The 13,954-nt window shown below is 70.9% G+C and carries 11 protein-coding genes; 6 read left to right on the forward strand and 5 right to left on the reverse strand.

Annotated elements, in window-relative coordinates; translation table 11 throughout:
- Positions 1-219: 219 nt before the first annotated feature.
- The 4 genes from lpdA (at position 220) to aceE (ending at position 7,202) form a co-directional block, all read left to right on the forward strand.
- Complete coding sequence (gene lpdA, locus AC5P1C_RS06075; protein ID WP_493864614.1) at positions 220-1,608, forward strand: dihydrolipoyl dehydrogenase; 1,389 nt, start codon at positions 220-222, stop codon at positions 1,606-1,608.
- 63 nt (positions 1,609-1,671) lie between these two features.
- A complete protein-coding gene (sucB, locus tag AC5P1C_RS06080) occupies positions 1,672-3,444 on the forward strand; it encodes a 2-oxoglutarate dehydrogenase, E2 component, dihydrolipoamide succinyltransferase (RefSeq protein ID WP_493864615.1) in 1,773 nt (590 codons plus the stop codon).
- A 148-nt stretch (positions 3,445-3,592) separates the two neighbouring features.
- A complete protein-coding gene (locus tag AC5P1C_RS06085; protein WP_493864616.1) occupies positions 3,593-4,216 on the forward strand; it encodes a GntR family transcriptional regulator in 624 nt (207 codons plus the stop codon).
- 289 nt (positions 4,217-4,505) lie between these two features.
- On the forward strand, positions 4,506-7,202 hold the full coding sequence (gene aceE / locus AC5P1C_RS06090; RefSeq protein WP_493864617.1) for a pyruvate dehydrogenase (acetyl-transferring), homodimeric type: 2,697 nt from the start codon (positions 4,506-4,508) through the stop codon (positions 7,200-7,202).
- A gap of 116 nt (positions 7,203-7,318) precedes the next feature.
- Here the strand turns inward: aceE and AC5P1C_RS06095 are convergent, their stop codons facing one another.
- Positions 7,319-8,290, reverse strand: coding sequence for a helix-turn-helix transcriptional regulator (locus AC5P1C_RS06095; protein ID WP_493864618.1), 972 nt, complete (start codon positions 8,288-8,290; stop codon positions 7,319-7,321).
- A 59-nt stretch (positions 8,291-8,349) separates the two neighbouring features.
- Positions 8,350-9,294 carry an SDR family oxidoreductase gene (locus AC5P1C_RS06100; protein WP_493864619.1) on the reverse strand — a complete coding sequence of 315 codons (945 nt, stop codon included), beginning with the start codon at positions 9,292-9,294 and terminating at the stop codon, positions 8,350-8,352.
- 133 nt (positions 9,295-9,427) lie between these two features.
- Here AC5P1C_RS06100 and AC5P1C_RS06105 point away from each other — a divergent pair, with 133 nt between their 5' ends.
- A complete protein-coding gene (locus AC5P1C_RS06105) occupies positions 9,428-9,952 on the forward strand; it encodes a DUF4240 domain-containing protein (RefSeq protein ID WP_493864958.1) in 525 nt (174 codons plus the stop codon).
- 162 nt (positions 9,953-10,114) lie between these two features.
- Here the strand turns inward: AC5P1C_RS06105 and AC5P1C_RS06110 are convergent, their stop codons facing one another.
- On the reverse strand, positions 10,115-10,978 hold the full coding sequence (locus AC5P1C_RS06110; RefSeq protein WP_493864620.1) for a peptidoglycan recognition protein family protein: 864 nt from the start codon (positions 10,976-10,978) through the stop codon (positions 10,115-10,117).
- 81 nt (positions 10,979-11,059) lie between these two features.
- Complete coding sequence (locus AC5P1C_RS06115; protein ID WP_493864621.1) at positions 11,060-11,845, reverse strand: SDR family NAD(P)-dependent oxidoreductase; 786 nt, start codon at positions 11,843-11,845, stop codon at positions 11,060-11,062.
- Positions 11,846-11,989: 144 nt separating this feature from the next.
- Between AC5P1C_RS06115 and AC5P1C_RS06120 the strand changes: the two genes are divergently transcribed.
- Complete coding sequence (locus AC5P1C_RS06120; RefSeq protein ID WP_493864622.1) at positions 11,990-12,682, forward strand: TetR family transcriptional regulator; 693 nt, start codon at positions 11,990-11,992, stop codon at positions 12,680-12,682.
- 92 nt (positions 12,683-12,774) lie between these two features.
- Here the strand turns inward: AC5P1C_RS06120 and AC5P1C_RS06125 are convergent, their stop codons facing one another.
- Positions 12,775-13,929, reverse strand: coding sequence for a PP2C family protein-serine/threonine phosphatase (locus AC5P1C_RS06125; RefSeq protein ID WP_493864623.1), 1,155 nt, complete (start codon positions 13,927-13,929; stop codon positions 12,775-12,777).
- Between the last annotated feature and the right edge of the window lie 25 nt (positions 13,930-13,954).

Consider the following 13,954-nt stretch of genomic DNA (forward strand, 5'->3'; position numbering starts at 1 on the left):
CGTTCATACGCCTGGGTAACCCCCGGACGTGGCGAATCAGACGTCTCACAGCCCGGCCCGCCGTCCCACCTCTCGCCGACAAGTGCGAAGATGGGTTCTCGGCAGGACAGGGCCCCCACCACAGGGCCGAAACAAGAGCGGCCGATACCAGCCGACAGACCGGTCGTCCCCCGAGAAAAAGGGGTCCGGCGTACGGCGCACATGCATGGAGGACGTGACGTGGCGAACGACGCCAGCACCGTTTTCGACCTAGTGATCCTCGGCGGCGGTAGCGGCGGTTACGCCGCGGCACTGCGCGCGTCGCAGCTGGGCCTGGACGTCGCCCTGATCGAGAAGGGCAAGGTCGGCGGCACCTGCCTGCACAACGGCTGCATCCCGACGAAGGCGCTGCTGCACGCCGGCGAGATCGCCGACCAGGCACGCGAAGCCGACCAGTTCGGCGTGAAGGCCACCTTCGAGGGCATCGACATGGCGGCCGTCCACAAGTACAAGGACGACGTGATCTCCGGGCTCTACAAGGGCCTGCAGGGACTCATCGCCTCGCGCAAGGTGACGTACATCGAGGGCGAGGGCAAGCTTTCGTCGCCCACCTCCGTGGACGTGAACGGACAGCGTGTCCAGGGCCGCCACGTGCTGCTCGCGACCGGCTCCGTGCCGAAGTCGCTGCCGGGCCTTGAGATCGACGGCAACCGCATCATCTCCTCGGACCACGCCCTGGTCATGGACCGCGTGCCGAAGTCCGCGATCATCCTGGGCGGCGGCGTCATCGGCGTCGAGTTCGCCTCGGCGTGGAAGTCCTTCGGTTCCGAGGTCACGGTCGTCGAGGGCCTCAAGCACCTCGTGCCGGTCGAGGACGAGAACTCCTCGAAGCTTCTTGAGCGCGCGTTCCGCAAGCGCGGCATCAAGTTCAACCTCGGCACCTTCTTCGAGAAGGCCGAGTACACGCAGGACGGCGTCCGCGTGACCCTCGCCGACGGCAAGACCTTCGACGCCGAGGTGCTCCTGGTCGCCATCGGCCGCGGCCCGGTCTCCGCCGGTCTCGGCTACGAGGAGCAGGGCGTCGCGATGGACCGCGGCTATGTCCTGGTCGACGAGTACATGCAGACCAACGTCCCGACCATCTCGGCCGTGGGCGACCTGGTGCCGACGCTCCAGCTCGCGCACGTCGGCTTCGCCGAGGGCATCCTGGTCGCGGAGCGCCTGGCCGGTCTCAAGACCGTCCCGGTCGACTACGACGGCGTGCCGAAGGTGACGTACTGCCACCCCGAGGTCGCCTCCGTGGGCATCACCGAGGCCAAGGCCAAGGAGATCTACGGCGCGGACAAGGTCGTCGCCCTCAAGTACAGCCTGGCGGGCAACGGCAAGAGCAAGATCCTCAAGACCGCGGGCGAGATCAAGCTCGTCCAGGTCAAGGACGGTGCCGTGGTCGGCGTCCACATGGTCGGCGACCGCATGGGCGAGCAGGTCGGCGAAGCCCAGCTGATCTACAACTGGGAAGCGCTGCCGGCCGAGGTCGCCCAGCTCATCCACGCCCACCCGACGCAGAACGAGGCGATGGGCGAGGCCCACCTGGCCCTCGCGGGCAAGCCGCTGCACTCCCACGACTGATCCTTCAGTCACACGGGCGCGACGACCACAGACTTCCGCAATTCGTAAGGAGCAACTGAAACCATGGCGGTTTCCGTATCCCTTCCGGCGCTCGGCGAGAGCGTCACCGAGGGCACTGTCACCCGTTGGCTGAAGGCCGAGGGCGAGCGCGTCGAGGCCGACGAGCCGCTGCTCGAGGTCTCGACCGACAAGGTCGACACCGAGATCCCCTCCCCCGCCGCAGGCATCCTGGCGTCCATCAAGGTCGCCGAGGACGAGACCGTCGAGGTCGGCGCCGAGCTTGCCGTCATCGACGACGGCTCGGGCGACGCGGGTGGCTCGGCCGCCCCGGCCGCCGAGCCCGCCCAGGCCGAGGCTCCTGCTGCCCCGGCCGCCGAGGCCCCCGCGGCTCCGGCCCCCGCCGCCGAGGCGCCTGCCGCTCCGGCCGCCCCGGCCGGAGGCGCATCCGGTACCGACGTCACGCTGCCCGCACTGGGCGAGTCGGTCACCGAGGGCACCGTCACCCGTTGGCTGAAGGAGGTCGGCGAGGAGGTCGCGGAGGACGAGCCCCTGCTCGAGGTCTCCACGGACAAGGTCGACACCGAGATCCCCTCCCCGGCCGCGGGCGTGCTGCTCGAGATCGTCGTGGGCGAGGACGAGACCGCTGAGGTCGGCGCCAAGCTCGCCGTCATCGGCGCTCCCGGTGCCGCTCCGGCCGCCGCCGCTCCGGCTGCCCCGGCCGCTCCGGCCGCCGAGAAGCCGGCTCCGGCCGCCCCCGCGGCTCCGGCTCCCGAGCCTGCCGCCCCGGCCGCGCCCGCCGCTGCCGCCCCGGCTCCGGCCCAGCCCGCGGCTCCGGCTGCTCCGGCCGCGCCCGCCCCGGCCCAGCCCGCAGCTCCGGCTCCGTCCGCGCCTGCCGCCCCGGCCTCTCCGGCCGACGACGGCGCGTACGTCACGCCGCTGGTCCGCAAGCTCGCGAACGAGCACGGCGTGAGCCTGTCGGACGTCAAGGGCACCGGCGTCGGTGGCCGCATCCGCAAGCAGGACGTCATCGCGGCCGCCGAGGCCAAGAAGTCGGCCCCGGCTCCGGCCGCCGCCCAGGCCGCCTCGAAGGCCCCGGCCCTCGAGGTCTCCCCGCTGCGCGGTCAGACGGTCAAGATGACCCGCATGCGCAAGGTCATCGGCGACAACATGATGAAGGCGCTGCACTCGCAGGCCCAGCTGACCTCGGTCGTCGAGGTCGACATCACGAAGCTGATGAAGCTGCGCGCCAAGGCGAAGGACTCGTTCGCGGCCCGTGAGGGCGTCAAGCTCTCCCCGATGCCGTTCTTCGTCAAGGCCGCCGCCCAGGCACTGAAGGCCCACCCGGTCGTCAACGCCCGGATCAACGACGACGAAGGCACCATCACGTACTTCGACTCGGAGAACATCGGCATCGCCGTGGACGCCGAGAAGGGTCTGATGACGCCGGTCATCAAGGGTGCGGGCGACCTGAACATCGCCGGTATCTCCAAGAAGACCGCCGAGCTGGCCGGCAAGGCCCGTGGCGGTGGCCTCACCCCGGACGACATGTCCGGCGCCACCTTCACGGTCTCCAACACCGGTTCGCGCGGTGCCCTGTTCGACACGGTCATCGTGCCGCCGAACCAGGCCGCGATCCTCGGCATCGGAGCCACGGTCAAGCGCCCGGTCGTCATCAACCACCCGGACCTCGGCGAGACCATCGCCGTCCGTGACATGACGTACCTGTCGCTCTCCTACGACCACCGTCTGGTGGACGGCGCGGACGCCGCCCGTTACCTGACCACGGTCAAGGCGATCCTGGAGGCCGGCGAGTTCGAGGTCGAGCTCGGCCTGTAGTCCTGCGGCTGGTCCTGCGGCCCCCAGGGCTGTAAGACTCGTCTCATCAGCGCGTACGCCCCCGTTCGGAGGTTTCCGGACGGGGGCGTCGCCGTATTGTCTAGGGGTCACCACGCCCTGGGGCGCTGCCCCCGCCGGAGGAGCCCACATGACCGCGCCCGTCGTTCACTCGCTGCGCGAACAGATCCGCGAGCACATCGTGGAGGGGATCGTCAGCGGGCGCTGGCAGCCGGGCGAACGGATCGTGGAGCGGCGGATCGCCGTGGAGCTGGAGGTCTCGCAGACGCCCGTGCGCGAGGCCCTGCGCGAGCTGGAGACGCTGCGGCTCATCGAATCGGCGCCCAACAAGGGCGTACGCGTACGGAACTTGACCGCGGCGGACCTGGAGGAGAGCTACCCCGTCCGTGCGGGCCTGGAGGCCATCGCCGCCGAACTCGCGGCGGAGAGCCTGGCGGAGGACTGCTCGGCGCTCGAACCCCATGTCGCCGCCCTGTACGAGGCGGACCGGGCCTCCGACGGCACGGCTCAGGTGCGCCACACGGTCGGTTTCCACCGGGAGTTGGTGCGGGCCGCGAACAACTCCGTTCTGCTGCACACCTGGGAGGGCCTGGGCATCGAGGTCTTCACCGCGCTCTCGATCCGTTGGCTTGGCACGGTGCAGCAGTCGTACGCGGAGGAGCACGAGGCCCTGGTCTCGGCCTTCCAGCGGCGGGACCCCGCCATCGCGGAGCTGGTGAAGGCCCACGTACTGGGCTGCGCGCCGCGTGCCTGACGCTCGTCCACGGGCTTGCGCTCATCCGTGGCCGACCCGCTCATACGTGCTCTCACCTGCGCTGATCCTTTCAATCGAAGGCACCGCGTGCCCGATTTATTGGCACCGGATGCCTACTTTCTGAATATGAAGGAGTTTTCGCCTTCAACCCTTTGATCGATCATCGATCACGGAGTTACAGTCTCCGACGGGCTCTCACAGGAGCCTCACGCCCTGTCCTGCCAAAGACCTAGGGCACCCCCACCCCTTACCGAACAGGGGACCCCCTCCGACTCAGGAAGGCGGCGACATGACCGACCCCTCCGCAATCCAGCCGAGCGAGCTCGACCAGCTCCCGGACCGCGACCCCGAGGAGACCGCCGAATGGCAGGCCTCCCTGGACGCCGTTACCCAGGCGGCCGGGCCGCACCGAGCCGCATACCTGATGCGGCGCACGCTGGAGCGCGCCGAGGGCGCGGGCCTGGCGCTGCCCAAGCTCCTTGAGACCGACTACGTCAACACCATCCCCACCTCCGCCGAGCCGGCGATCGAGGGCGACGAGGCGATGGAGCAGCGGATCGCCGCGTGGAACCGCTGGAACGCGGCCGCGATGGTGACCCGGGGCAGCAAGTACGGCGTCGGCGGCCACATCGCCACCTTCGCCTCCGCCGCCTGGCTGTACGAGACCGGCTTCAACCACTTCTTCCAGGGCAAGGAGGGGGACGGCTCCGGCGACCAGCTCTACATCCAGGGCCACGCCTCCCCCGGCATCTACGCCCGCGCCTTCCTCGACGGCCGCCTGAACGAGGCGCAGCTCGACAACTTCCGGCGCGAGTCCGGCGGCGACGGCCTGCCGTCCTACCCGCACCCGCGCCGTCTGCCCTGGCTGTGGGAGTTCCCGACCGTCTCCATGGGCCTCGGCCCGCTGTCGGCGATCTACCAGGCGCGCTTCAACCGCTACCTCACCAACCGCAACATCAAGGACGTCTCCGCCTCGCACGTGTGGGCGTTCCTCGGTGACGGCGAGATGGACGAGCCCGAGTCGACGGCAGCCCTCGCGCTCGCCGCGCGTGAGGGTCTCGACAACCTCACGTACGTCATCAACTGCAACCTGCAGCGCCTCGACGGCCCGGTCCGCGCCAACTTCCGCGTGGTCCAGGAGCTGGAGGCCCAGTTCCGCGGCGCCGGCTGGAACGTCATCAAGGTCCTGTGGGGCAACGCCTGGGACGAGCTGTTCCAGCTCGACACGAACGGCGCGCTCGTACGCCGCCTGCGCGAGGTACCGGACGCGCAGTTCCAGACGTATGCGACGCGCGACGCCGCCTACATCCGCGAGCACTTCTTCGGCTCCGAGCCCGCGCTCGTCGAGCTGGGCAAGCTGCTCAGCGACGACAAGATCAGCGAGTGCTTCCACCTCTCGCGCGGCGGCCACGAGGCCCGCAAGGTCTACGCGGCCTACCGCGCGGCGCTGACCCACAAGGGCACGCCGACCGTGATCCTCGCGCAGACGGTCAAGGGCTTCACGCTCGGCAAGGGCTTCGAGTCCAAGAACGCCAACCACCAGATGAAGAAGCTCACGGTGGACGAGTTCAAGGACATGCGCGACCTTCTGGAGCTGCCGATCCCGGACAGCGCGTTCGTCGACGGCCAGGTGCCCTACGGCCACCCGGGCGCTGACGCCCCCGAGGTGCGCTACCTCCAGGAGCGCCGTGCCGCGCTCGGCGGCCCGGCCCCGGCCCGCCGCACGCAGCCGCTCGCGCCGCTGCCCGCCCCCGCCGACAAGGCGTTCGCCTCGTTCGACAAGGGCTCGGGCGCGCAGTCGATCGCGACGACCATGGCCTTCGTACGCCTCGTCAAGGACCTGATCCGCGACAAGGAGACCGGCAAGCGCTGGGTGCCGATCGTCCCCGACGAGGCGCGCACCTTCGGCATGGAGTCGCTCTTCCCGTCGCTCGGCATCTACTCGCCGAAGGGGCAGACGTACGACCCGGTCGACCGCGACCAGCTGATGTACTACAAGGAAGCCAAGGACGGCCAGATCCTCAACGAGGGGATCACCGAGGCCGGGTCCATGGCGGACTTCATCGCCGCGTCGTCGTCGTACGCGACGCACGGCGAAGCCATGATCCCCTTCTACATCTTCTACTCGATGTTCGGCTGGCAGCGGACCGCCGACCAGATGTGGCAGCTCGGCGACCAGCTCGGCCGAGGCTTCCTCATCGGCGCCACCGCAGGACGTACGACGCTGACGGGTGAGGGTCTGCAGCACGCGGACGGTCACTCGCCGGTGATCGCCGCGACGAACCCCGCCGCCATGTCGTACGACCCGGCGTTCGCCTACGAGGTCGCGGCGATCGTCAAGGACGGTCTGCGCCGCATGTACGGCGAGGCCGCCCCCGGTGAGGACCAGAACGTCTTCTACTACCTCACCGTCTACAACGAGCCGATGCCGCAGCCCGCGAAGCCCGCGGGTGTGGACGAGGGCATCGTGCGCGGTCTGTACCGCTTCAACACCGCCGAGACGGCCGGTCTTTCGGCGGCCGCCAATGCCGCGCGCATCCAGCTGATCGGTTCGGGCACGGCCATCCACTGGACCCTCGCGGCCCAGAAGATGCTCGCCGAGGAGTGGGGGGTGGCCGCCGACGTGTGGTCCGCGACCTCCTGGACCGAGCTGCGCCGTGACGCCCTGGAGGCGGACGAGGCGATCCTGCGCGGCGAGGAGCGGACTCCGTACGTGCGGAGCGCGCTCGAAGGTGCGCAGGGTCCCGTGCTCGCGGTCTCCGACTACATGCGGCAGGTGCCGGACCAGATCGCGCAGTGGGTCGAGCAGGACTACTCGTCGCTCGGCGCGGACGGCTTCGGCATCTCCGACACGCGTGACGCGGCACGGCGCCACTTCGGCATCGACGCGGAGTCGATCGTCGTGGCCGCGCTCGCGCAGCTTGCCCGTCGCGGCGAGGTGCCGGCTTCCGCGGTGAAGGAAGCTCGGGCGAAGTACGGTCTGTAGCCTTCGGCTTGGTGCGGGTGCGGGCCTCTGCCTTTGCGGCAGGGGCCCGTTCCCGTGTGCGGGCGGGCTTCCGAGCCGCCGCTTCGCGGCGGATTCTTTCCCGCCCACCCACCCGATTACCGGTAGCGATTGGCCATCTGGTGCGCCGCCCTCGCGAAACGCTCCCTCAGCGCCGTCGGCTCCAAGACCTCCACCTCCGGGCCCAGGGACAGGAGCTGCGTGTATGCCACCGCCTCGTTCTCCACGGGGAGGGTCAGCGTCACCCAGCCCTCCTCGTCCGGGGTGCTCGCGGCCTCCAGTGCTTCCTGCGTGGACGCGGAATCCGTGGCGTACGGAAGCTGTCGTACGCCCGCCTCGGAGAGGCGCAGCACGACCTCGGAGCGCAGGATCGCCCGCGCGAACTGCTCGGCCCGTTCCTCCCAGAAGCCCGGCAGATCGAACTCCTCGTCGCGTACGAAGCGCTCCTGGCCCGCGGCGATCGCGGTGAACCGGTCGATGCGGTACACCCGGAACGAACCTGTGTCCGGCACCCGCGCGCACAGGTACCAGACCCCGGCCTTGAGCACGAGGCCGTAGGGCTCCAACTCCCTTTCCACCTCGGCGTCCTGGCGCCGGTAGCTGGCCGTGACGCGGCGGTCGTCCCACACCGCGTCCGCCAGCGGGGGCAGCAGTTCGGGCGCGGGTGTCTCCTTGAACCACCCCGGCGCGTCCAGGTGGAACCGCTGCGAGGCGTTCTGCGACGCGTCCCGCAGGGAGGGCATCAGCGCCGCCGACACCTTGAGGCGGGCCGCGGAGGAGGCGTCCTCCAGGCCCATCTCGCGCAGCGCGCCCGGTACTCCGGACAGGAACAGGGCCTCGGCCTCGCTGCGTCCGAGCCCGGTGAGCCGGGTGCGGTAGCCGCCGATGAGGCGGTAGCCGCCGGTCCGCCCCCGGTCCGCGTACACCGGGACGCCCGCCTCCGAGAGCGCCTGGGCGTCCCGCGTGATGGTCCGCTCGGAGACTTCGAGCTCGCCCGCGAGCTCGGCGGCCGTCATGGAGGGACGGGCCTGGAGCAGAAGCACCATCTTGATGAGGCGTGCAGCGCGCATGCCCCCATGATGCCGCCGAGCGGGGTGCCGCGGGCGGGGATGCCGTGCGAGCCCGACGGCTAGCGGTAGCCGGTGACGTCCGCGGTCTTGCTCTCCTGGTCCACCTCCACCATGTAGCGCCAGGCGTCCGGTGCCGAACCGTCGACGTCCGTGAAGCCGTACTCCTGGGCGAGGCCGCCGCTGGAGAGGGACTTGCCGTTGTGGCGGGCCACGTCGGGGTCGGCGGCGAGCGCGACCAAGGCCCGGCCGACGTACGTCGGGGTCTCCGAGATCGCGAAGTGCGGGTTCTGCTCGCTGCCGTCGAGCCAGTTCTCCTCGGACACCTTGAAGTAGGTGTCGAGCATGGCTTCGGAGCGGAGCCAGCCTGGGGTCAGGCAGAGGGCCGTGCAGCCGTACTCCTTGAGCTCCTCGGCGAGGCCGAACGCCATCCGCAGCGGGGCCGACTTGGCGAGGTCGTAGTAGAAGGGCTTGCGGTAGTTGGGGCCGTTGTACTCCTCGGTCCCGTCCGTGACCTCGACGACCAGGCCGCCGGGGTTCTTGACGAGCAGCGGCAGCGCGTACCGGCTGGTGACGATGTGGGTCTCGATGCCGAGGCGCATCAGGCGCAGCCCCTTGTCGAGGTCGTGCTCCCACATCTTCTTGTCCCACTCGACGTGGACGTCCCCACCCCAGATGTCGTTGACCAGGATGTCCAGACGACCCTGCTCGCGGTCGATCCGCCCGACGAGCGCCTCGACCTGCTCCGGCTCCAGATGATCGGTGGGTACGGCGATACCGGTGCCCGTCCCTCCCGCCTCCTGGCCCGCGGCGGTGATCAGCTCCGCGGTCTCCTCGATGGTCTCCGTGGTGCGGCCGACCTCGCTGGTGTGCGCGCGGGTCGTGCGTCCCGTCGCGTACACGGTGGCACCGGCGCGGCCGAGCTCCACGGCCATGGCCCGGCCCGCGCCGCGGGTGGCACCGGCGACGAGGGCGATCTTTCCGGTCAGTGGCTGAGTGTTGTCCATGTCTTCGAGGCTGCCACCCAATGCCGACACCTGCTGTCGGGTTTTCCATGGGCATGTGCACGCATAACGAGACAGTCGCATCCGCCGCACTCCACGTGCGTACCCACCCCTCAGGACCGATGCTTGTCCCGTGATGGACGAGACGGAGTTCTGGGAGATCGTGGACCGCACCCGCGTGGCCGCCGAGGGCGACCCCGAGGACCATGCCGACCTGCTCGCCGAGAAGCTGCTGGAGCTCGAGCCGGACATGGTGCTCGACTTCGCCCGTCATTTCGAGGCCCGCTACAACCGTGCGTACCGCTGGGATCTCTGGGGAGCTTCGTGGGTCCTCCTCGGCGGCGCCAGCGACGACGCCTTCGACTACTTCCGCTGCTGGCTGATCGGCCAGGGGCGTGAGGTCTTCGAGGGAGCCCTGCACGACCCGGACTCGCTCGCGGATCTCCTGGACGACTTCGACGAGGACATCGACGGCGACGGTGAGGAGCTGGGCTACGCGGCGGACGAGGCCTACGAGCAGCTCACCGGCGTCGTCACCCCCGACCTCGGCATCGCCCCCGCCCCTCAGGAACCGCAGGGGACACCGCTCGACTTCGAGAACGAGACGGCGATGGCCGAGCGCTACCCCAAGCTGTGGGAACGCTTCGGCGCGGTCGACTGAGGGCGGACGGCTGCGGCGGACGACTGAGCGCGCGGTCGACTGAGGGCGGACGGCTGCGGGCGGACGACTGAGCCCCCCGGACCGGCCGGCTCGGCGGCCCCCGACTCAGCAGCCACCGGCTCGGGCCCAGCAGCCACCGGCTCGGCAACTACAGCCCAGCAGCTACCGGCTCTGCAGCCGCGCCGCCTTCTCCCTGATCTCGGGGAGCCTGGCCGTCAGAGCCGCTCCAGGGCAGATCGTGTAGTGGCCGTCTTTGTGCCCGGACACCGCGCTGAACCGACCGCTCGTCCCCTCCGCGTACTTGCTGAGGCTGTTCGAGGAGACCAGACGCACCGTGGAGCGCGGGTCCACGTCCGCGAGCCCGAGCTTCCACGCGGCCAGCGCCGCCAACGCGTCGGTCATCGCCCGGGGGACCGGAACCCCCGCCGTGAACGTCCCGATCGCCGCTATCCCCACCGACCCCCGGTTGAAGCCCTGCGTGTGCGCACCGACCACCGCCCGCTCTATGCCGCCCGCACGCCCTTCGTAGACGGTGCCGCACCGGTCGACGAGGAAGTTGTAGCCGATGTCGTCCCACTGCCTGCCCTCGGCCTGGCCTGCGTACAGATAGCGGATGATGTGCGGGACGTCGGCGCAGTCGTAGCTGTTCGGAGAGTCCGTGTGGTGCACGAACACCACCTGGACCCGGTCCGCGTACCGCGCCTTGGGCTCCGGCACCGCATCGGCCAGCCACCCGGCTCGCGGCACGATGGGAGGCTGCGCCGCCGGATGCCCCACCATCCGCCGCACCGGCGCGGCGGCCGCCGGCATTTCCGAGTACTGCCCGGTCACGCCTGCCCGCTCGCCGAGCCCGGCGAACGCCACCGGGCCGCCGCCCGTCCGCCCCGGCTCCGCCGACGCCCCGGGCCCCACGAACAGCGCGCACAGCAGCAGGAGCAGTACGGCCGCGGCACCGGGCACGCAACACACCGCCACACGCACCGCCGACGGCAGGCGCGCCGCGGACAGCCCACGGGAGACACGCATGGTCCGACTCTCCGCCCCGCTCGCGCCACCCGCGATCCGCGCTCCGCCGGTCGGGTGAACCACGGACAGTGTCCTGGCCGGTCAGAAGTGGGTGCCGCCGTCGACCCGAACCTCGGTGCCGGTGATGAACTTGCCGTCCTCCGAGCCGAGCAGTGCGACCACGGAGGCCACCGACTCCGGTCCCGCGAAGCCCTGGCCGATGGCCGGGGCCAGCTTCATGAACAGGCTCATGTCGGCGTCCTCGGGGAGGCCGGGGCCCATGCTCTGCTTGCTGGCACCGCTGCCGTCGGTCATGCCGCTGGATATGGAGCCGGGCTGCACGGAGTTGAAGCGAACGCCCTGCTTGCCGTACTCACTGGCCAGCGCGTGCGTCATGGACTGGATGCCGCCCTTGCTCGCCGCGTACGCCGCCATGTACGGGTGGGCGAACGTCGCGGAAGTGGAGCTGAAGTTGATGACGGCGGCGGCGTCGCCGTCCAGCAGCGCCGGGATCGCCTCGCGGATCATCAGGAACGTGCCGACCAGGTTGACCTGGATCACGCGGTTGAAGGAATCCAGGCTGGTCTCGTGCGTGTGCGAGGAGCGGAGCACGCCCGCCGCGTTCACCAGGACGTCCAGGCCGCCGAGCGCGGTGACGGCGGAAGCGACGCCCTCGCGCACCGAGGTCTCGTCCGAGACGTCGACCACGAGGGTGGTGAGGCGCTCGGCCGCCGCGCCCGCCTTCTCCGCGGTGTCCTTCAGGCCCGCCTCGCTGACGTCGGCGGCCACGACCCTGCCGCCCTCGTCCAGGATCCGGAGGACGGTGGCCTGTCCGATGCCCGAGCCACCGCCGGTGATGAGTGCACGACGGCCTGCGTAGCGGTTCATGAAATGCCTCCGATCAACTCCGGGCTCCCGGATCCGCCCATGGACCCGGCCTTCCCGATCTGATTTCAATGTACGCCTGCCTGGCACGTTTTGCCACACCGGCAATTCATGTATCAGGGTGAGAATCGCGCGTAGGCTGCGGACGTGAGCACCCACCCGCCGCAGCCATCGCCGTCGTCGCCGTCATCTCAGCCGCCGCCACCGCAGCCATCGCTGACCGAGCGCCGCAAAGCGGCCACGCAGCTCGACATCGCCCGCGCCGCAGCCGAACTCTTCGCCGAGCGCGGCCCGGACGGCACCACCGCCGAGGAGATCGCGGGCCGGGCGGGAGTGGCGCTGCGCACCTTCTACCGGTACTTCCGCAACAAGCAGGACGCGGTCGCGCCGCTCCTCGCCGGGGGCGCCGCCGAGTGGCGTGCCCACCTGGCGGGCCTGGACCCGGCCACCGGGGTGCCGACTGCCCTGGAGCAGTCCATCGCGGACGCGCTGACCGCGGCCGACGACCGCGCGGCCGAGGCTCTGGAGTGGACCCGCGGCCTGCTGCGCGCCGCGCAGGACGACCCGGCGCTGCGCGCCGTCTGGTACCGCGTGAACCAGGAGTCCGAGGAACAGCTCGTGCCCGTGCTCGCCCGCCTGGCCGGGGACGACGCCGACGAACTGGGCGTACGCCTGGCCGCAGCGGCCGCCACGGACGCCATCCGCCTGGCCCTGGAGACCTGGGCCGCCACGGACGCGCCCGCCGAGGGCCCCGGCTCCCCCGCCGTCCTCGCGGTCCGCTGTCTGCGGGAACTGACGGGCGGGCTGCGGCTCCTGGACGCCGGGCGCGGCGACGCCTGAGCCCCCGCACAGCTACGTCTTACACGTTCGTATCCGTATCCGTAGCCCTATCCGTCTCCGTCTCCGTCTTCGTCTCCGTCGCCAGCCGCAGCTCACATCCCCGGTCCGGGCTCCAGATCCGGAGGGCGAGAAGGGCGGGCACCGGCCAGGTCCAGCGAGAACGCCAGCAACGCCACGTCGTCCCCCACCCCTCCGGAGAACCGCACCAGGTCCCTCCAGACCGCGGACGTCAGCGCCGCCGGGTCGTCGAGCACGTCGGCGGAGAGCACCGAAAGACGCTCGGCCAGCGGGTAGAAGGTGCCGGACGCGTCCCGCGCCTCGGTCACCCCGTCGGTCACCACGAGCAGCCGGTCGCCGGGCTTCAGGCCCACGACGACCTCTTCGGGCGGGGCGACACCGGCGATCCCCAGGCCGAGCGGAGCGCCCGGCGGCACGGCGAGCTCCTCCACGGCGCCGCCGCGCAGCAGCAGCGGTGGCGGATGGCCGCAGGAGACGATCCGCAGCTCGGGGACTTCGCCCCGGAACTCCAGGAGGACGGCGGTCGCGAAGAGTTCGGCGTGCTCGGCCTGTTCGGAGTCGACCACCAGCCGCCGGTCGAGACGGGCGGCCACCCCCTCCAGGTCGGGCTGATCGAGCACCGCCTCCCGGAAGGCGCCGAGCAGCGCGGCGACCGTGCCGACGGCCGCGAGCCCGTGCCCCTGCACGTCGCCGACGAGCGCCCGTACGCCACAGGGGCCCTTGCGTACGTCGAAGAGGTCGCCGCCGACCAGCGTCCCGCCCTGTGCGGCGCGGTACAGGCCCGCGCAGCGCACCGGGCCCACACGCTCCGGCAGCGGCGGCAGAACGGCGAACTGGGCGGCCTCCGCGACGGTACGGACGGTGACGAGCTGGGCGTCGCGCCGGCTGCGTACCCAGGCGAACACGATGCTCAGCACCGCCACGAAGGCGACCGTCAGCACATCGCTGTCCCCGGGGCGGCCGAGCCCGAAGCCCGGCAGGTAGAGCAGCAGCACCACGGTGCCGCCGAAGAGGGCCGTCGCTGACGCGGCGTACGACAGCGCGGCGAGCGGCGGCACGGCGGCGAGCAGGAAGCTGAGGTCGACCGACTCCGGGGTGGACAGCTGGATGACGCAGATCACCACCAGGAGCACGGGCGGCGGCCAGCGCACCCAGGGGGGCGGCGGCGCGCCGCGCAGCCACCCCGGCTCGTCCCGGTCCCGCCGACTGGCAGCAGCGACCCTGAACATCGGTTCGCTCCTTCCCGTCGACCTC

This window comes from Streptomyces sp. A18, assembly GCF_059026065.1.